The sequence below is a fragment of the Azonexus sp. GW821-FHT04F04 genome (genome assembly GCF_059420025.1).
Window position 1 is genome coordinate 507,348 of sequence record NZ_JBWKSX010000001.1, and the last position, 17,596, is coordinate 524,943.

Genomic DNA, 17,596 nt, shown 5'->3' on the forward strand with positions numbered 1-17,596 from the left:
TTCAGTGCCGAGCAAAAGCCTGGGACTAGATCAACTTCGCCCGAATCCGTGCCGACAGTTGGTCGAGAACGAATACGAACAGGAAAATGGCAATCAGGATGGTCATCACGTGGCCGTACTGGAACATGTCGAAACGCCCCTTCAGTTCCTGTCCGATACCACCGGCACCGACCAGTCCGATGACGGTCGCCATGCGCAGGTTACGGTCCAGGATGTAGGCGGTATAGGCGATGTATTGCGGCAAGACTTGCGGCACAACCGCGTACCACAGGGTTTTCAGCTTGCCGGCACCAATGGCTTCCAGTGCTTCCTGGGGTTTTTTGTCCGCATTCTCGATATCCTCGGCGTAGAACTTGCCCAGAAAACCGGCCGCATGCAGACCGAGAGCGAGCACGCCGGCAATCGGCCCAAAGCCATAGGCCAGGACCAGAAACAGCGCGACGATCAATTCCGGAGCCGAACGCAGAAGACTGATGAAGCCTCGGGTTGCCGTATAACTGGCCCGATTCGGGCTGTAGTTGCTGGCGGCGAAATACGCCAGCGGTGCCGACAGAAGGACAGCCAGGATGGTGCCCCACAAGGCAATCTCCAGCGTCTCGATCATTTTGATGAATACAGTGCTCGCATAGCCGGCAGGATTGACCAGCACCTCGACTGATTCGGTATGCGATTCGAGTTGCAGCGTTTCGTGGTTCATCCGTTGCTCGACGCGCTCTTGCACCTCAATTCGCGAAAACATCGGGAGATGATTGCGGTTGATTTCCGGCAGGCGGGCGATTTCATCGGTTTCGCCGAGCACTGGTGGCCACATCGAAGTGGCAACGCGTGAAAGTCCTCTGACCACTTGCGAATCGTCAGCGATGCCAAGCACATTGCCAGCGGCTTCCGTCGTCATCGCGACCATCTTGTCCATCTCGGTTCGATGGCCGGTAAACACAAGAACCATCAGGATGGCGGCAATGATCAAGACATGCTTGAACGAATACGGGGCGTCCAGATGCCAGTGCACCTGACTGCCCGGGGCAGGAACAGGAATGGGTTTTTGCATGGCAACCTCAGACATGAGCGAGTTCAAAGCCGGATTGCTCCGGTTCAGCCTTTTTCGGGGGATCTTCCCAATGCGCGCCGTGGTAGAGCGCTTGCACGCGTTCATCCGTGAATTCTTCCGGCGTGCCGTCAAAAACGATTCGTCCGTCACGCATGCCAACAATGCGGTCGCCAAATTCACGTGCCAGATCGATCTGGTGCAGGCTGCACAGCACCGTGGTGTTATGTTCCTTGGCCGCGTCGCGAATCAGGGTCAGGATATCGCGAGAAATCTTGGGGTCCAGGCTGGCCACCGGCTCATCGGCCAGAACGACTTCGGGATCAAGCATGAAAGCCCGGGCGATCCCGACGCGCTGTTGCTGACCGCCCGACAGATCACCGGCGCGCCGTTTCAGGTGCGTTGGCGTCAGGCCGACCCGTTGAAGCAGTTCACAGGCCTTGCGACGATGCGCCGATTTGAACCAGCCGGAAAGCGCGCGGGCCGTGGAGACAGCGGGTAGTAGTCCGGATAGAACGCTACTGGCAACGCTCAGACGCGATGTCAGATTGAAGTGTTGATGAATCATGGCGACACGCCGACGCAACTGCTTTTGCGTACTTAGTGACAGCGTTGTGCCGTCAATTTTTACCTGACCCTGCGTCGGTGTCATCAGGCCGTTAACGGCGCGCAGCAGCGTCGATTTGCCGGCACCAGACGGGCCGAGAATGACGCAAAACTGCCCGCGTGGAATTTTAAGGGAAATATCACTCAGCGCTTTCGTGCCGTCCGGCCACAACTTGTTGATATTGTCGAATTGGATCATGGCTTAGCCTTTTTGAATCCGTGTCGGCACGGTGATCCGTGCCGACTGGTTTGGGGAACGACAGATCAGCGTGTGCTGGCCTTTTTCATGATGTCCTGTTTGACCTGATCGGTGACCAGTTCAAACATCTTTCCGGCCTTGGCCATATCGGCTTCGCTGATGTTGGCGGTGTAACCATCGACCTTGCCGCCGCCATAGCCGCGAATCTGGTCTTTGGTGATGCCGGGCAACTTGTCGATGTTGTTGAAAGCTTCCTTCAACTTGCCTTTGATCCCGGCATTGACCTTCGGGTGAATGGCCAGCGGCGGATAAGGAATCGGCGAACTCTTGACGATGACTTTCACCTTCGAGGGGTCGATCGCCTTGCCATTGACCGCCTTCTCGAAGGAGTCGAACGATGCACCGCCGGCATCAACCAGACCTTCTGCGAGCGCTTTGAGCACGTTGGCGTGACTGCCGGCCATGTTGATTCCGCCCAGGTCGCGTGCGGGTTGCAAGCCGCTTTCGATCATCATGGCAACGGGAACATTGAAACTGGAAGTTGAGTTCACGTCGCCTAGCGCGACTTTCTTGCCCTTGAGATCAGCCAGGCCATTGATGCCGCTGTCGGTGCGTGCAAAGATCCCGGAGTAGTAAACCGAGTCCCCGTGGCGGACGGCGAGTGCCAGCAATTCAGCACAGCCACGACCCTTGGCCTGGAGATAAGAGGCCGGGCCGTACCAGGCGATATCGGCAGCGCCATTGCACATGGCTTCAACGACTGCAGAGTAGCTCTGGCCAACCTTGAGATCGAACTTCAATCCGGTCGACTGTTCAATTGCCGAAAAAATCGGCTGGAAGTCCTTTTTTGTGCCGTCCTCGGTGCCGCCATCGGCGGGAATGAGAATGACGCGCAACGGCTTGGCTGCGCTGCCATCATTCTGGGCTTGGGCAAAACTGGTAAGCGGCAGTGCAGCTGCTGCAGCTACGCCAAGGGCCAACAACTGGCGACGAAAGGTGGATTTCAGATACATTAGTCAGGCTCCTGCAAGTGGGATAACAAAAAATGAGGTTTGAGCGACCTTCAGGGATTGATGCGCAGTTGGGTCCGGTCTGCGCGGAACCGGGTAATCGCGTATTCGATCGGGGTACCATCCCGGTCATCCACGTTGACACTCTTGACGCGCAGAACAGGCCTGTTCTGCGGCATTCCCAGACATTTGGCGTCATCTCCTTGCGGGAGCACCGCAGTGACCAAGCTCTCAATTCGGCGTAACTGACAGCCATACTCAGCCGCCAAAAAGGCGTGCAGTGAATCACCGGCATAACGGCTCAAAAGCTCCGGGAAGCGCCGTGCGGAAATGAAATGAGAGATGACGCACATGGGACGTTCATCGACCGTGCGCAGGGTTTCGATCCAATGCACCGGATCACCCTCGGGAATCTGCAAACGCTCGGCGACCCGTTTGATGGCAGGTAGCGTCTGTTTGCGGAGAATACGATTCACCGTAAAGAGTCCGAGTGCCGCCAGATTCTCGGTGAAGCGCGTGCCCGTGCCGATCTGGTAGTCCAACTGGCTATCCAGAACAACAACTCCCCGGCCATGGCGGCGCTCGACCATACCAATATCAACCAGTTCGTCGATTGCCCGACGCAGGGTGTGGCGATTTACGCCAAAACGGGCTGCAAGATCGCCTTCTGAAGGCAGAAAGTCGCCAGGCGCATACAGACTGGAAATATCCTGTTCAAGCTGCCGGGCAATTTGTGCGTACAGGGCTTCGCCGTTCTCACGGGTAACTGCGTAAAGGCTCATGTGTAGTCATCTAGACAAGTGGATGACCGGCACATTACGCATCGTTTGTTACGGCGTTATGAAGGTTTCGCGTCAAGTCCAGGCAGGGCAGAAATACTAGCGATCCACCCGATACATACTTTGGGGCACGTTGACTGTCGCGCACCGAGCCATAAGGCGAAATAATCAACCAAAGCAGAAGCACTACCTAAATGATTTGGTCCGGGTGAGAGTTGTTCTTGACTGAAGTTATGCTGCGCCGCACAATTAAACCTATGACTGTAGCTCCCCGCATCAACCTGTGCTCTAAATCATCCAGCCTGGCTTGGATAGGTTTCGATTTGTTCGGGTTGCATCCGATTTCTTACCGTGGCTCTTCGCTGCCGCGTGGCTATTTCTGCTCAGTCACTCCTCCCTGAGTTTTTCTCCATTCAGTTTGGCCTGAAGGCGTTCTGAGTCGCGATTTGTGGTCTCGGCAATGCCGGTTGCTCTCATGAATGCATCGCTGATGCATACGAGAGCCGTGATTCATTTGCTCGTCCTTACTCGGCTTTAGCAACCGAGATACCAATAACCATGTCACTACAAAAACTCCAACAGGATTGGCTTTCCAATATCCGCAACGATCTGCTGGCCGGCCTCGTCGTCGCGCTGGCGCTGATTCCCGAAGCCATTGCCTTTTCCATCATCGCCGGGGTCGATCCCAAGGTCGGGCTTTACGCTTCGTTCTGCATTGCCGTGGTGATTTCCTTCGTCGGCGGCCGGCCGGGCATGATCTCCGCCGCCACAGGCGCCATGGCGCTGGTCATGGTCACGTTGGTCAAGCAGCACGGTCTTGAATACCTGCTTGCCGCGACCATTCTGACCGGCCTGTTGCAGATCGTCGCCGGCTGGATCAATCTCGGCGCGCTGATGCGCTTCGTCTCGCGCTCGGTGGTCACCGGCTTCGTCAATGCGCTGGCCATCCTGATCTTCATGGCGCAATTGCCCGAACTGACCAACGTCAGCTGGCACGTCTATGCAATGACGGCGGGCGGGCTGGGCATCATTTATCTGCTCCCGTACCTCACCAAGGCAATCCCGTCGCCGCTGGTCACCATCGTCGTGCTGACCGCCGTCGCTATCTTTCTCGATCTCGACATCCGCACGGTCGGCGACATGGGGCAACTGCCGGACAGTCTGCCGGTCTTCCTGATTCCGGATATTCCGCTCAATTTCGCCACGCTGGCCATCATCTTCCCCTACTCGCTGACGCTGATGGTCGTCGGCCTGCTCGAATCGCTGATGACGGCGACCATCGTCGACGACCTGACCGACACGACCAGCAACAAGAACCGCGAATGCGTCGGCCAGGGCATCGCCAACATCGCTGCTGGCTGCATCGGCGGCATGGCTGGCTGCGCAATGATCGGCCAGTCGGTGATCAACGTGAAATCGGGTGGTCGCGGCCGGCTGTCTACCTTCTCGGCCGGCGTCTTCCTGCTGGCGTTGTTGATGCTGGTCGGCGACTGGGTGGCGAAGATTCCGATGGCGGCGCTGGTTGCAGTGATGATCATGGTCTCCATCGGCACCTTCAACTGGGGCTCGCTGCGCAACCTCAAGGATCACCCGGCGAGTTCCAGCGTGGTCATGGTCGCGACGGTGATCGTCACCGTGTTCACCCACGATCTGGCCAAGGGCGTTGGCGTCGGTGTGCTGCTTTCCGGCTTCTTCTTCGCCCACAAGGTGGCGCTGTTGTTCCGCGTCCGCAGCAGTTCGGAGGATGAAGGCCGGGCCCGCGCCTATCGCTTCTCCGGCCAGATTTTCTTTGCCTCGGCCGACCGCTTCGTCAATTCCTTCGATTTCCGGGAAGTCATCGAGAAGGTCGTCATCGACGTTTCGAAAGCGCATTTCTGGGACATCACCGCCGTCAGCGCGCTCGACAAGGTGGTGCTGAAATTCCGCCGCGAAGGGGTTGAGGTCGAGATCGTCGGCCTCAACGAAGCCAGCGCGACGATGCTCGATCGTTTCGCCATCCACGACAAGGATGGCGCCGAAGACCTGCTGGCCGGCCACTGAGAAAACGACCATGACAACAAATGAAAACAAGGTTCTCGCCTGCGTCGACCGTTCGCACTTCGCCGATACCATCGCCGATGCAGCCGCCTGGGCAGCCAACCGAATGAGCGCGCCGCTTGAATTCCTGCACATTCTCGACCGCCACCCGGAAATCGGGTCCGGCGAGGACCATTCCGGTGCCATCGGCTTTGATGCCCAGGAACACCTGCTTAAGGAACTGAGTGACAAGGATGCTGAAAAGACCAAGGCCATGCGCGAAGCGGGACGTTTGTTCCTGAACGGCCTGCGTGAACGCGCTATCGCCGCCGGGGTGCCGGCACCGGACACCCGCCAGCGCTACGGCCACCTCGAAGAGAGCCTGGCCGAGCAAGAAGCCAGCGTCCGCCTTTTTGTTCTCGGCCGCTATGGGGAATCGGCGGAAACGATGCAACGCGATCTGGGGCGCAACGTCGAGAATGTCGTTCGCGCACTGCACAGGCCGATCCTGACTGTCACCGAAAACTTCAAGGTGCCGAAAAATTTCATGATCGCTTTCGATGGCGGCGAAGTCACCAAGCGCGGTGTAGAGATGGTGGCCAACAGCCCTCTGCTCAAGGGCATACCCTGCCATCTGCTAATGTCCGGCAAGGTGAACACGGAGGCGCAGAAAAAAATTGGATGGGCGCGGTCGATACTGGAAAAAGCCGATTTTTCAGTGACCATCGAAATCATCCCTGGTGTTGCCGAAACCGTCATCGCTCGCACTATTCAGGAACGCGAAATTGACCTGCTGCTGATGGGCGCGTTCAACCACTCACCGCTGCGCAAGCTGTTCTTCGGCAGCCGCACATATGAACTGCTGCGCTCTGCGAGAGTGCCGACGCTGCTGCTTCGATAAACGGAGGTGAATCAGGGGCATGACTACCTATGACCATTTTTCTATACGGGGGATGGTAGGCAGATGGCTGTACCAGATCAGGTATCCAGAGAGTCCTGCCATTCTGCACCGCTAACCCACCTTAATGCTGACAAGCGCCCACACAACAATCCCCATTCGTAATCGGACCAGCAAAGATTTTCTTGACCATATTTTTCTACAATCCGCATTAACGAGGGATTTCCTTGAAGTATCGAAATCATTTGTGAATTAATCAGTGATCCTCGATTCAACGCTTCCTGTTGCAGTCGCGCTACGTTTCTCCCCCACCAAACCTTTTCCCAGCACTCCTTGCGTACTTCGTCGATAGCATTGTCATTGCGACGCAAAATTAGCGGATATATTTCGCTTGGGTAAAGGTCATCGGGCACCCACTCTACTTTGTCCCCATTAGCTAAATAGCCAACAGGACAGCCATTGGGCCCTACTTCTATAGCCATTGGATTGCCGAAAACGTTCGTGGTATTGCTGGTATTCATGTTCGTTAGCTCCATTTTTGATTTTTGATTTTTGATGTGATCTGGTGAGTTGGTCTTTCAAAGCATCTGGCCTGGCTGTAAAAAATCACCAGACGGCAGCCCACCTCTTCGAACAGAGACCTTTTTTCCCTGAATCATGACTTGCCGAGGACGTCCTCTTGTTTCCAATGCACGGAGCTTGTATTGCCCCTTCGTCAACGCTCTCGTGCCAGGCGGCACATCGTCACCCAAGCCCTGAGAACGCTTTGTCAGGTAAATCAGGGCCGAGATCATGTGCCAACGCTTCAGTTCATCTGAGTGCTGCACCATGCCGATACCGTTGTACCGATAGCTCCGAGCATTACAGTTGCAAAACCAGGTCTTGATTCGCTCATCATCCGGCGTACGAAGGGAATTGACGATGCGGTTCTGCCAGTAATCGATGATTTGCTTGGCCAGTTCGACGTCATCCTTGACCTTCTGCCCATCGAACAGAAGGAAACAATGGAAATGGTAGCCACGCCCATTGCCACCGTTCTCCTGGGTTGAACTCGTACCCCGTTCACGACCGACTACGTGACCAATGCAATGCTTGAAACAAGCGTGCCATTGCCGGTAGTTAATGAAACGCTGGATATCTCGATGTGCCCGTTCAAAGCTGATCTTGTCTACCTCATTGGCCTGATAGCCAAGATCGACACGCACCACCAGTATCTTCGAGTAATCCATGAATAGATCATCGAAGTACACCACCACGCTCTTCAGTTCATTGAGATCGTAGTCTTCATCAAAATTCAGGTAATCCTTGCAGCGTCTGTCGCTTCGAGCACGCTTACGGATCAATTCCATCAAGGAATTGAAGAGTTCAGCGCCATTCATGTCCTTTCCATCAATGCTAGGACGGTGGTAGTCACCTGGCTTGCCAAACGGATTAAGGAACAGTTGCAACTCGATACAGCAATCCAGAAACAGACCGACAAACCCTGCCGGCTGACAGGGCAGGGGAATGCGAGCCATGTAATTGTTCATCAGGGGATAGAACCTCTCACCCAAGGCCAATGCTTCAATACGCTTGTTACCGTTCTTGCTTACGGTGATACGAAAGCCAGGTGCTTCCTTGCTCAATACCTGGCGAACAAATTCGTGAATGTCCCACAGGGGCTCTCGCATGGAGACGTCGTTCTGCAGTAACGGCGCATCCGTGGTGGCGGATGCTGTGCTCACTGATCCAATGATATGAGTGTCGATGGAATCCTGTTCTGGAAAGAAGGGTTCTGAATCTTCGGTAGTGCTTCGATTGTTGATAGTCATGTTGTATGTAAATATAAGTATTGATTGATTAATCTAATATGAAAGGCGCGCCTAAATAACGTCGAGCCTGAAATCCAGGGGGAGAATCGATAGTGGATATCGAGCTCTCCGTTACTCCTGGACTTTTATGGCTACTCGAACCTCATAGTTATCCGTGTTTGCGGTAAGAAATTACTCTGGGTAATCAGTAAAGATGGGGGAAAGGACGGGAGCCTTTCCCCTGAGGATCTTCAGAGAATTATTTTCGTCTCAGCGGAATTCCCTGCCACCAGTTTGTTGATCTAAGCCGACTGCGGAGCAACGCGAGCTTGTCCGGGTCGTCAATCAGGCCATCGGTGTAGTCATTCTCGAGGCCGAAAATGGCATCTTCGATAGCTTCCTCGCCTGGATCGATCTCAAGGCGGCCTAACTGGTTGCGAGCTTGCTCAACGGCGAGTTGCAGGGCTGACTCCAACCCAGCATCCCATTTCGGCTGATCAACTGCTTCAACTGGTTCAACTGGGGCATGTGGTGCATGTGGTGCATGTGGTGCATGTGGTGCATGTGGTGCAGCAAAAGCATTTGGCTGAGCGGCTGACTCTATGCCGCCCCAGAGATTGCCACCCTGAAGCGGATTGATTACTTGGTCAAATGCTGATTTCACTTCCATGGGGGCATGGCTTGTACGCATAATCAATGAGTCATCCTGATCATTGAGTGCTGGAGCGAGATACCAGTAATGGCAAGGTTTTTGGGACGATATAGCGGGTCTCTTAAATGACATGACGCCAAGTTGAATTTTGGCGCGTTTCAATGACGCTGCAGAAATTGGCGGTTCAAGGTTATTGGCCAGGTCAAGAATGGTCGGGTAGGGTAGGCCTCCTTTTGCCAGTAAGCCTTTCAGAAAGCTACATGCAGTTGCCAATGCGTTCGTGTTTTCGACGTAATCGCCACCATCGCTCTCGACGTTACGCAAAATGGCCTCTGGGGTGCCTTCTAGCCTGATTGGATTCCAGACAAGGATCGAGGTTTCGAATTGTTCGCCGTAGAACTCGAATTGATGAGTTTTGGTTTGGTAGGCGAACCCACCTTCAATCGGGCCAATGTTACTTTTCGCTCGAACCAGGACACAGCTATTGGGTGCATCGTTACCTTCGGTCTTTGCGCCTTTCACCGCAAGGATGACGATACGAGCTACTGCTGTAAAAGCGAGGCTGCCGGTGATTCGATCGATAAGATCCTTACCTTTGGAGCGCTTATTGACGTGCGTTATACCGAGAATGGCTATGCCGTGGTCTTCGGCAAACGCCACCAATGGCTCAAGAGCGCGGCGTACCTCTGCATTTTTATGAGAGTCTCCGCCGACGACCTGCAGGATTGGGTCGATGATGATCAGGCTGACATTGCCGATCTCCGCGACGCGTTGCATTAAACGTTCGAGATCTTTTGCCGGGTTGAATGCACGCTGATGTCCATTTTCTTCGGTTCCTGTGAGAACGAAGACGCGCTCCATGTTTGCGCCAGCGGCTATCAAGCGTGGAATAATTGTGTCCGCAACCCCATCTTCGCACGTCCAGAACACGACGTTTCCGGGGGGCGCCTCTGTGCCGTCAGGCCATCGGGCCCCCGCATCTCCACGTGAAATAGTGGCCGCCATAACGACGGCTGCACCTGTTTTTCCAGCTCCTGGCTGCCCAGCGAGCATGTGCAGTTTTCCTGCTGCTAACCAGCTGTACCAAAGCCACTTTATCGATTCAGGGGGAATGGTCGAGGCTGGTACAATTTTGACGCGAGTACCGAATGCCGAAGGAAGGACGTTGTTGGCTTTAGGGAAACGGCTAGAGGGAGGTGTTGTCGGATTCATTGCTCGCTCCCCATAGGTTTAGCCAATTCCTTGCGGAGATCGCCAACGCGCCAACGCGTGGTACGCAAGCCAATGCGATGAGGCGTGACTAGCTGCCCAGTCCGAACGCGACGCCAGACGGTTGCTGGAGAGCATCCAAACAAGGCGCAAACGACGCAAAGAGAGACAAAGGCTGATTCGGGCAGGGCATCAAACGCCGACAGCATTGGATGAACCGGTGAGGGAGCCGGGTGAGCCGACTCAGTTTGACTGCTATTAGGTAAAGACATATTGCGCTCCTTTGTGACACCGCTTGGCTGGTTAGCTGCGGCATGGAGGCAATACTGATTTCCTATTTTCCTTGGATCTTCCAGAGGTCCTAGATTCTGCCCAGAGGTCCTAGGCGCGGGTTAGTTTCGGCTTTCGTGCCATGTCTTCAGGGTTTTTCGGCAAGCTTCGAGGTCGTAGGTTTTCTCGGTGAGTTTTGTTGTCATCCATGTGACCCCGTGTTTTGTTTTGCCGGTAAGGCAGTCTCCTTCTCGCTTCTCTACCCATGCGCGTAGGCGTTCCATAACTGCGAGAGCAGAGGCTATTTTTGTCGTCTCAAGTTCAATCGCCCAAGCAGCCTCCACCGCTAACTTGCCAATTGCGGGCCTGGGCAACTTGCCAGGAGCGGGTACTTTGCCCTTTTGTTTTTTTGCGAATCTAGCGCTTTGGGTGATGGGGATGTCCTCAAACTCACAGAATGAAATTAAATGATCTCTGTGTATCGAAGCTGCACGAGCAAACCAAAATGGAGTTGAGTACTTGGTGACGTCTTTTACTTGCGTTTGAAAAGCGTCGCGAACCTCCAGTTTATTTTCAGTGGCAGCCTTATACAGCCGCCCGGTAAGGTATTCCGAGTATTCGCTTCTAGCAAGGGTGCATCCATTGCAGACTGAATGTGAGGCTGAGTCTTCGGATCGCTTCTCGGGACGCTCATTGTCTGGCCATCGATGTCTAGCAGGGCTCGGCGTTTCACTGAGGTGGGGATCATGGTCGCATGGGAACTTGAATTCCGCGAGAATCTTGATTGCCTCAAGTACGTCAAGGTAGGGGCCAGCGGGGAGCGATAATGTGCGCGCAGCCGATAGGGACATGGATTCGGACAAGGATATCTCCAAGGCATGGTGGAGGTGGCTTTCGAGTCTGAATTTTCCATCATTGTTGTGGTTGGTGCCAACCAAGCCTTGAGTGCTGCAGATCATGGGAAGTATCGGGGTAGACATCTCAAATAAATCCTTTGATTTATTCCCCAAATCTAGTGTCGCTATCGCGGTAAAATTTATCGTCTCAAGCCGGGTCTTATAAGGGAGGAAAAATCGTGTACCTAAGCGTGTACTTTTTTAAAAAATCGAATAGATCTGAATCAGTAGTGGCGGGCCATTGCGTCCGCTACTACTGATTCAGATTCAACCTGGAATAAATTGGTAGTGTTGCCGTGGCCTGCGGGCTGCGCAGGCCAATTTCAGTTTTGGCCGTTTTTTCCAGTTGACCGTAGCAGGTTGCTAATCCCGCCGCGGCGGGCGTATTTCTGAGGTGTCCCATGGCCGGAAATCTGTATGTAGTGGCCGCACCGTCCGGTGCCGGCAAGACGACGCTGGTTCGACTGCTCCTCGAGCAGGAAAAAACCGTCCAGCTTTCCATCTCCTACACCACCCGCGCGCCGCGTCCGGGCGAGGAAAACGGGCGCGAATATCATTTCGTGGATGCCACCGAATTCCAGGCCATGATTGGCCGTCAGGAGTTCCTCGAATGGGCTGAGGTACATGGCAATTTCTACGGCACCTCGAAGAATTGGATCGCCGACCAGCTGGCAGCGGATCGTGATGTCCTGCTCGAGATCGACTGGCAGGGGGCGCAGCAGGTGCGCGCCCTGTTTCCACAGGCGATTGGCGTCTTCATCCTGCCACCGTCGATGGAAGAGCTGACCCGTCGTCTGACCGGCCGCGGCACCGACAGTGCCGACGTCATTTCCCGCCGTCTTGCCGCTGCGCAGGCCGAAATGCGCCATGTCGGGGAATTCGACTATGTTATTATTAACGACCAGTTGGCTCAGGCTCTGGATGATTTGCGCGCTGTTGTGCGCGCCTCCCGTCTGAGCTTTGGGGCCCAGCGTGCCCGGCACGCCGCCCTGTTTCAAAGAATGATCTGATTTTTGAGGTTCCCATGGCTCGCGTTACCGTTGATGACTGTCTGAAAAAAATCCCCAATCGCTTCATGATGACCCTGGCTGCCGCCCATCGTGCCCGTCAGTTGGCCAATGGCGCGACGCCGCTGGTCGACGGTGAAAAGCACAAGCCGACTGTTGTTGCGCTGAAGGAAATGGGCGCCGGCAAGATTGGTCTGGAAGTGCTTAACCGCGGCCAAGGCTGAAGGTTGGGGCGGTGAAGACTGATGGATTCCGCGCCGTCGCCTCTGCCGCCTGCTGATGTAGAACCCGCCTACCGGGTTTTCCTCGATAGTCTCGATTACCTATCCCCCGCTGAGCTAGAGAAAATCAAGGCTGCGTATGCCTACGCAGCCAAGGCGCACGCCAGTCAGCGGCGGATGTCGGGCGAACCCTATATTACGCATCCGCTGGCCGTGGCCGGTGCCGTTGTCGAGTGGCGGATGGATGCCGACGCGATTGCCGCGGCGCTGCTCCATGACGTGCTCGAAGATACCGGCACGACGAAGCACGAGCTGGCCGAAAAATTCGGCAAAGAAGTCGCCGAGCTGGTCGATGGTCTGTCCAAGCTCGACAAGATGGAATTTGCCTCCTACCAGGAGGCGCAGGCCGAGAATTTCCGCAAGATGCTGATGGCCATGGCGCGCGATTTGCGCGTCGTGCTCATCAAGCTCGCCGACCGCCAGCACAATCTGGCGACGATGTCGGCCATGCGTGCCGACAAGCGCACCCGCATCGCCCGCGAAACGCTGGAAATCTACGCCCCGATTGCCTTGCGGCTGGGCCTCAACAAGCTCTACCGCGAGTTGCAGGACACCTCGTTCCGGCTCATCCACCCGCATCGCGCCGAGGTGCTGACCAAGGCGCTGAGCACCGCGCACGGCAACCGCAAGGAACTGCTGACCCGGATTCTCGACGGCATCAACGACAAACTGGCACATGCCGGCCTGAAGGCCGAGGTGTTTGGCCGCGAGAAGAGCCTGTACTCGATTTTTCGCAAGATGAAGGACAAGCACCTGTCGTTTTCGCAGGTGCTCGATATTTACGGCTTCCGGGTTGTTGTCGACAACGTGCCGACCTGCTATCTGGCCCTGGGCGCGCTGCACAGCCTGTTCAAGCCGGTGCCCGGCAAGTTCAAGGACTACATCGCGATTCCCAAGGCCAACGGCTATCAGTCGCTGCACACGACACTGATCGGCCCTTATGGCACGCCAGTCGAAGTGCAGATTCGCACGCGCGAAATGCACAATGTGGCGCAAGAGGGCGTCGCCGCCCACTGGCTGTACAAGGACATGGACGAGTCGAGCGCCGACCTGCAGATCAAGACGCACAAATGGCTGCAATCGCTGCTCGAAATGCAGACCAGCGATTCGGCCGAGTTCTTCGAGAACGTCAAGATCGACCTCTTCCCGGATGAGGTCTACGTGTTCACGCCGAAGGGCAAGATCATGGCCATGCCACGCGGTGCGACGGTGGTCGACTTTGCCTACGCGGTGCATACCGACGTTGGTCACCACTGCTCGGCGGCCCGCGTCAATCACGAGCTGGCCCCGCTGCGCACCGATCTGCGCAATGGCGATCTGGTCGAGATCATCACCTCGCCGCAGGCCAGCCCGAACCCGGTGTGGCTGACCTATGTCAAGACCGGCCGGGCACGCAGCAAGATCCGCCATTTCCTGCGCACCATGCAGAACGAGGAGTCGGCCCGCCTCGGCGAGCGCCTGCTGCGCCAGGAATTGCTGTCGCTCGGCGTTGTCCCGATTTCGATCCCGACGGCGGCCTGGGATCAGATGGTCAAGTCCGGCGGCCAGAAGAATATCGAAGAGGTTTATACCGAAATCGGCCTCGGCAAGCGGCTGCCTTCGGTCGTCGCCCGCCGCCTACTGGCCCGCGAGGACATGGCGCATGACGTGCCGAGCGGCATGGCGCTGGCGATCCACGGCACCGAAGGCATGGCTATCCAGCTGGCGCGCTGTTGCCAGCCGATTCCCGGCGATCCGATCATCGGCTCGATCCGCAAGGGCAGCGGCCTGATCATTCACACGCACGACTGCCAGGCAATCCGCAAGTCACGCTCAACCGAGCCGCAAAAGTGGATCGACGTCGAATGGGAGCCGGAAGAGGGCAAGCTGTTCGATATCCGCATCAACGTCGAGGTCAAGAATGCGCGCGGCGTGCTGGCCCAGGTGGCGTCGGCCATTGCCGAGGCCGGTTCGAACATTGAGCATGTTTCGATGGATGCCGACCCGGAACGTCTGTTTACCTCGCTGCGCTTCACCATTCAGGTTGCCCATCGCAATCATCTGGCGCAGGTCATGCGCGGCATGCGCCACATCCCGGAAGTCACCCGCATTACCCGTGAAAGGGGAGGCGACACTTGAGAGTGCTGGTGCTGGGGGCCGGCGTTGTGGGGACCACCAGCGCGTGGTATCTCGCCCGCGCCGGGCATCAGGTGACGGTCATTGACCGTCAGCCGGCGGCTGCCGACGAAACGAGCTTTGCCAATGGCGGGCAGATTTCGGTTTCTCATGCCGAGCCATGGGCCAATCCCCATGTACTGACCCACCTGATGAAATGGCTGGGGCGCGAAGATGCGCCCTTGCTCTGGCGCTGGCGGGCCGATCCGGCGCAACTGGCATGGGGCCTGCGTTTCCTCGGCGAATGCCTGCCCGGCCGGACCCGCCGCAACATCGCGGCGATTGTCGCGATGGCGCTGTACAGTCGTGGCCGCCTGCAGGCGTTGCGTCAGGAGTTGGCGCTGGAATACGACCATCTCGAGCGCGGCATCCTGCATATTTACACCGATCGCCAGGAGTTTTCGGCGGCGGTCGAGGCGGCACAATTGATGCGTCAGTTTGGCCTGGATCGTCTCACGGTCGACACCGAAAAATGCCTGAAAATTGAACCGGCGCTGGCCGGCGCCAAGGCGCTGCTGGTTGGTGGCGACTACACTCGCTCCGACGAAACCGGCGACGCCAAGAAATTTACCTGTGCCCTGGCCGAGCGGGCGGCTGCCCTCGGTGTCGATTTCCGTTTTGGCACAGGCATCGAACGCATTGCGGCCGGCGGCAGCCAGATCGCCGGCGTTGTCGCGCAAGGCGGGAACGGGGCCGAGTTGCTGACGGCCGACGCTTACGTGGTCGCCCTGAGCAGTTATTCGCCGCAGCTGCTCAAACCGCTCGGCATCAGCCTGCCGGTCTATCCGGCCAAGGGCTATTCGGCGACGCTGACGCTGGCTGAAGATAGCGACGCGCCGACGGTCAGCGTCACCGACGACGAGTGCAAGCTGGTCTTTTCCCGCCTCGGCAACCGCCTGCGCGTCGCTGGCACTGCTGAATTCAACGGCTTCAACCTGGATCTCAATCCGGTGCGTTGCCAGGCGCTGATCGCGCGCACCCGCCAGCTTTTCCCCGAACTCAAAACGGTCGGCGAGCCCGAGTTCTGGTGCGGCCTGCGTCCGGCGACGCCGTCGAACGTGCCGATCATCGGCCAGACACGTTATGGCAACCTGTGGCTCAATACCGGCCACGGCACGCTGGGCTGGACGATGGCGTGCGGCTCGGCGGCGGCCTTGGCCGACCTGATGAGCGGCGCGCTGGCCGAGCCGGATTTCCCTTTCCTGAAATGCTGATCGACACCCACTGTCATCTCGATGCGGCTGAGTTCGATGCCGATCGCGATGCGGTGTATGCCGCGGCGATGGCGGCAGGGGTGGGACGGATCGTGGTGCCGGGTGTCACGGTCAACCGGAATTTTCGGCCAAAATTGAAAATTGCCGACTATCCGGCCTGCCTTGAGGCCTACGGAATCCACCCGCTTTACGTCGACCAGTCCAGTCCGGAAGATTTGGCCCGGCTGCGCGTTTGGCTACAGCAGGCGCCGCCGGTTGCTGTCGGCGAGATTGGTCTTGATTTTTACGTAAGCGGCCTCGACACCGAGCGTCAGACCCACTTTTTCGTCGAACAACTGAAGCTGGCTCGCGAGTTCGATCTGCCGGTGCTGCTCCATGTCCGCCGGGCCATCGACCCGGTGCTCAAACAACTGCGCCGGATCGGCGTGCGCGGCGGCATTGCCCATGCTTTCAACGGCAGTCGGCAGCAGGCCGATGAATTCATCAAACTCGGCTTCGCCCTCGGCTTTGGCGGGGCGATGACTTTTGATGGCTCGACGCGCATCCGCGAACTGGCGAGAACGCTCCCGCTCGAATCGATCGTCCTCGAAACCGATGCACCGGATATTCCGCCGGCCTGGCTCAATGGCGGGCGCAATGCGCCAGGCGAGTTGCCGCGCATCGCCGACGTGCTGGCCGAATTGCGCAACATCTCGGCGGCCAGCATTGCGGCGCAGACGGCTGAAAATGCCAGGGCCGTATTGCCGGGCCTGCGAAACCCGGCCTGAACCGGCCGGCGAGCGTTATTCGGCGACGACCTGGGGGCGAATGCCGGCCTCGGCTTCGATCCTGGTCAGAACGCCCTTGTCGTCAAAAATCGCATCGAATTCGGCAAAGCTGTTCAGCCAGTAGCGCCAGGTCGTGCTTTCCAGGCTCGGATTCTCGTCGCTGACCGGGTAACCGACCGCCATGATGACCTGCTCGCGGGTCATGCCCTTGGTCAGGCGTGCCGTGCCGATGGCGTCCTGAATCTTTTTCGGATAGGTCCTGAGCTTCTCCAGCGGGTCCTGGTCGACGATGTAACGCTTGGCGAAGGCGTCGAGCCCAAGGCTGCGGCTGTAGTCGTTGCCGATATCCTGTTTGCGTCCGTTGATCACGACATGAACGCGGTTCTTGCCAAAACCGTTCATGGTCAGCGGGGTGCCAGCGGGGATCATCGTCTTGCCCGCATCGAGATAATTGATGTCGCTGATCCAGGCGCCATCGGTGCGCATGTTGCAGCACAGGAAACCAGCGGTCTGGGCGGTGGCGCCGGCCGAAGCAAGCGCGGCAAGGCAGAGCATCATGAACTGTTTCAAGGGTTGTCTCCTCAGGGCAGCGGTGCAGTGGGTGGAAATGCCATCCTAGCATTCCTCCGGCATAGTCATGAAGCGCCCCCGGCAAACACGTCGGGCCATTGATGACGCTCGCCGGGTATTTCCGTCAGTTTGATCTGCGCTAAAGCGCTGCTTGCCGACAGGCGTAAATTGTTCTGGTCGATAGCCGGTGGACTGCGGGGCCCATTTGCTACGCTGGAGATGAAGGCTCGTGA

At 57.1% G+C, this 17,596-nt stretch carries 16 protein-coding genes; 7 read left to right on the forward strand and 9 right to left on the reverse strand.

Annotation, left to right across the window (positions count from 1 at the left end; translation table 11 throughout):
* Positions 1-25: 25 nt before the first annotated feature.
* From phnE to phnF, 4 genes are all read right to left on the reverse strand, one after another.
* A complete protein-coding gene (phnE, locus tag AC07TV_RS02490) occupies positions 26-1,048 on the reverse strand; it encodes a phosphonate ABC transporter, permease protein PhnE (RefSeq protein WP_494646817.1) in 1,023 nt (340 codons plus the stop codon).
* Between the two features lie 7 nt (positions 1,049-1,055).
* Positions 1,056-1,850: a phosphonate ABC transporter ATP-binding protein gene (gene phnC, locus AC07TV_RS02495; RefSeq protein ID WP_494646818.1), complete on the reverse strand. Its 795-nt coding sequence runs from the start codon at positions 1,848-1,850 to the stop codon at positions 1,056-1,058.
* Between the two features lie 65 nt (positions 1,851-1,915).
* Complete coding sequence (locus AC07TV_RS02500) at positions 1,916-2,863, reverse strand: phosphate/phosphite/phosphonate ABC transporter substrate-binding protein (protein ID WP_494646819.1); 948 nt, start codon at positions 2,861-2,863, stop codon at positions 1,916-1,918.
* Positions 2,864-2,913: 50 nt separating this feature from the next.
* Positions 2,914-3,642, reverse strand: a complete 729-nt coding sequence (phnF, locus tag AC07TV_RS02505) for a phosphonate metabolism transcriptional regulator PhnF (RefSeq protein ID WP_494646820.1) — start codon at positions 3,640-3,642, stop codon at positions 2,914-2,916.
* A 555-nt stretch (positions 3,643-4,197) separates the two neighbouring features.
* On the opposite strand from phnF, the gene AC07TV_RS02510 reads away from it, so the two are divergent.
* Both AC07TV_RS02510 and AC07TV_RS02515 read left to right on the forward strand, forming a co-directional pair.
* Positions 4,198-5,679 (forward strand): SulP family inorganic anion transporter, encoded by a 1,482-nt coding sequence (locus tag AC07TV_RS02510; RefSeq protein WP_494646821.1) that lies wholly within the window; start codon positions 4,198-4,200, stop codon positions 5,677-5,679.
* Positions 5,680-5,689: 10 nt separating this feature from the next.
* Positions 5,690-6,556: a universal stress protein gene (locus tag AC07TV_RS02515; protein ID WP_494646822.1), complete on the forward strand. Its 867-nt coding sequence runs from the start codon at positions 5,690-5,692 to the stop codon at positions 6,554-6,556.
* Between the two features lie 77 nt (positions 6,557-6,633).
* Here AC07TV_RS02515 and AC07TV_RS02520 read toward each other — a convergent pair whose 3' ends face one another.
* From AC07TV_RS02520 to AC07TV_RS02535, 4 genes are all read right to left on the reverse strand, one after another.
* Complete coding sequence (locus AC07TV_RS02520; RefSeq protein WP_494646823.1) at positions 6,634-7,074, reverse strand: hypothetical protein; 441 nt, start codon at positions 7,072-7,074, stop codon at positions 6,634-6,636.
* Between the two features lie 57 nt (positions 7,075-7,131).
* A complete protein-coding gene (locus AC07TV_RS02525; RefSeq protein ID WP_494646824.1) occupies positions 7,132-8,364 on the reverse strand; it encodes a YagK/YfjJ domain-containing protein in 1,233 nt (410 codons plus the stop codon).
* A gap of 238 nt (positions 8,365-8,602) precedes the next feature.
* Positions 8,603-10,207, reverse strand: coding sequence for an AAA family ATPase (locus tag AC07TV_RS02530; protein WP_494646825.1), 1,605 nt, complete (start codon positions 10,205-10,207; stop codon positions 8,603-8,605).
* 389 nt (positions 10,208-10,596) lie between these two features.
* Complete coding sequence (locus AC07TV_RS02535) at positions 10,597-11,433, reverse strand: hypothetical protein (RefSeq protein WP_494646826.1); 837 nt, start codon at positions 11,431-11,433, stop codon at positions 10,597-10,599.
* Between the two features lie 338 nt (positions 11,434-11,771).
* On the opposite strand from AC07TV_RS02535, the gene gmk reads away from it, so the two are divergent.
* The 5 genes from gmk to AC07TV_RS02560 are packed head-to-tail and all read left to right on the forward strand — an operon-like array spanning position 11,772 to position 16,793.
* Complete coding sequence (gmk, locus tag AC07TV_RS02540) at positions 11,772-12,380, forward strand: guanylate kinase (RefSeq protein ID WP_494646827.1); 609 nt, start codon at positions 11,772-11,774, stop codon at positions 12,378-12,380.
* Between the two features lie 14 nt (positions 12,381-12,394).
* Positions 12,395-12,601, forward strand: a complete 207-nt coding sequence (gene rpoZ, locus AC07TV_RS02545) for a DNA-directed RNA polymerase subunit omega (RefSeq protein ID WP_494646828.1) — start codon at positions 12,395-12,397, stop codon at positions 12,599-12,601.
* A gap of 21 nt (positions 12,602-12,622) precedes the next feature.
* Positions 12,623-14,776 carry a RelA/SpoT family protein gene (locus tag AC07TV_RS02550; RefSeq protein ID WP_494646829.1) on the forward strand — a complete coding sequence of 718 codons (2,154 nt, stop codon included), beginning with the start codon at positions 12,623-12,625 and terminating at the stop codon, positions 14,774-14,776.
* A complete protein-coding gene (locus AC07TV_RS02555; RefSeq protein WP_494646830.1) occupies positions 14,773-16,026 on the forward strand; it encodes a D-amino acid dehydrogenase in 1,254 nt (417 codons plus the stop codon). Before AC07TV_RS02550 ends, AC07TV_RS02555 begins: the two co-directional genes overlap by 4 nt.
* Entirely contained in the window at positions 16,020-16,793 is a 774-nt protein-coding gene (locus tag AC07TV_RS02560) for a TatD family hydrolase (protein WP_494646831.1), read from the forward strand. Before AC07TV_RS02555 ends, AC07TV_RS02560 begins: the two co-directional genes overlap by 7 nt.
* A 15-nt stretch (positions 16,794-16,808) precedes the next feature.
* Here the strand turns inward: AC07TV_RS02560 and AC07TV_RS02565 are convergent, their stop codons facing one another.
* Positions 16,809-17,363, reverse strand: coding sequence for a hypothetical protein (locus AC07TV_RS02565; RefSeq protein ID WP_494646832.1), 555 nt, complete (start codon positions 17,361-17,363; stop codon positions 16,809-16,811).
* Positions 17,364-17,596: the final 233 nt, after the last annotated feature.

Bases quoted from the DNA above. Each gene is read 5' to 3' on its own strand.
- phnE (WP_494646817.1), bottom strand. From the start codon at position 1,048: ATGCAAAAACCCATTCCTGTTCCTGCCCCGGGCAGTCAGGTGCACTGG.
- phnC (WP_494646818.1), bottom strand. From the start codon at position 1,850: ATGATCCAATTCGACAATATCAACAAGTTGTGGCCGGACGGCACGAAA.
- AC07TV_RS02500 (WP_494646819.1), bottom strand. From the start codon at position 2,863: ATGTATCTGAAATCCACCTTTCGTCGCCAGTTGTTGGCCCTTGGCGTA.
- phnF (WP_494646820.1), bottom strand. From the start codon at position 3,642: ATGAGCCTTTACGCAGTTACCCGTGAGAACGGCGAAGCCCTGTACGCA.
- AC07TV_RS02510 (WP_494646821.1), top strand. From the start codon at position 4,198: ATGTCACTACAAAAACTCCAACAGGATTGGCTTTCCAATATCCGCAAC.
- AC07TV_RS02515 (WP_494646822.1), top strand. From the start codon at position 5,690: ATGACAACAAATGAAAACAAGGTTCTCGCCTGCGTCGACCGTTCGCAC.
- AC07TV_RS02520 (WP_494646823.1), bottom strand. From the start codon at position 7,074: ATGAATACCAGCAATACCACGAACGTTTTCGGCAATCCAATGGCTATA.
- AC07TV_RS02525 (WP_494646824.1), bottom strand. From the start codon at position 8,364: ATGACTATCAACAATCGAAGCACTACCGAAGATTCAGAACCCTTCTTT.
- AC07TV_RS02530 (WP_494646825.1), bottom strand. From the start codon at position 10,207: ATGAATCCGACAACACCTCCCTCTAGCCGTTTCCCTAAAGCCAACAAC.
- AC07TV_RS02535 (WP_494646826.1), bottom strand. From the start codon at position 11,433: ATGATCTGCAGCACTCAAGGCTTGGTTGGCACCAACCACAACAATGAT.
- gmk (WP_494646827.1), top strand. From the start codon at position 11,772: ATGGCCGGAAATCTGTATGTAGTGGCCGCACCGTCCGGTGCCGGCAAG.
- rpoZ (WP_494646828.1), top strand. From the start codon at position 12,395: ATGGCTCGCGTTACCGTTGATGACTGTCTGAAAAAAATCCCCAATCGC.
- AC07TV_RS02550 (WP_494646829.1), top strand. From the start codon at position 12,623: ATGGATTCCGCGCCGTCGCCTCTGCCGCCTGCTGATGTAGAACCCGCC.
- AC07TV_RS02560 (WP_494646831.1), top strand. From the start codon at position 16,020: ATGCTGATCGACACCCACTGTCATCTCGATGCGGCTGAGTTCGATGCC.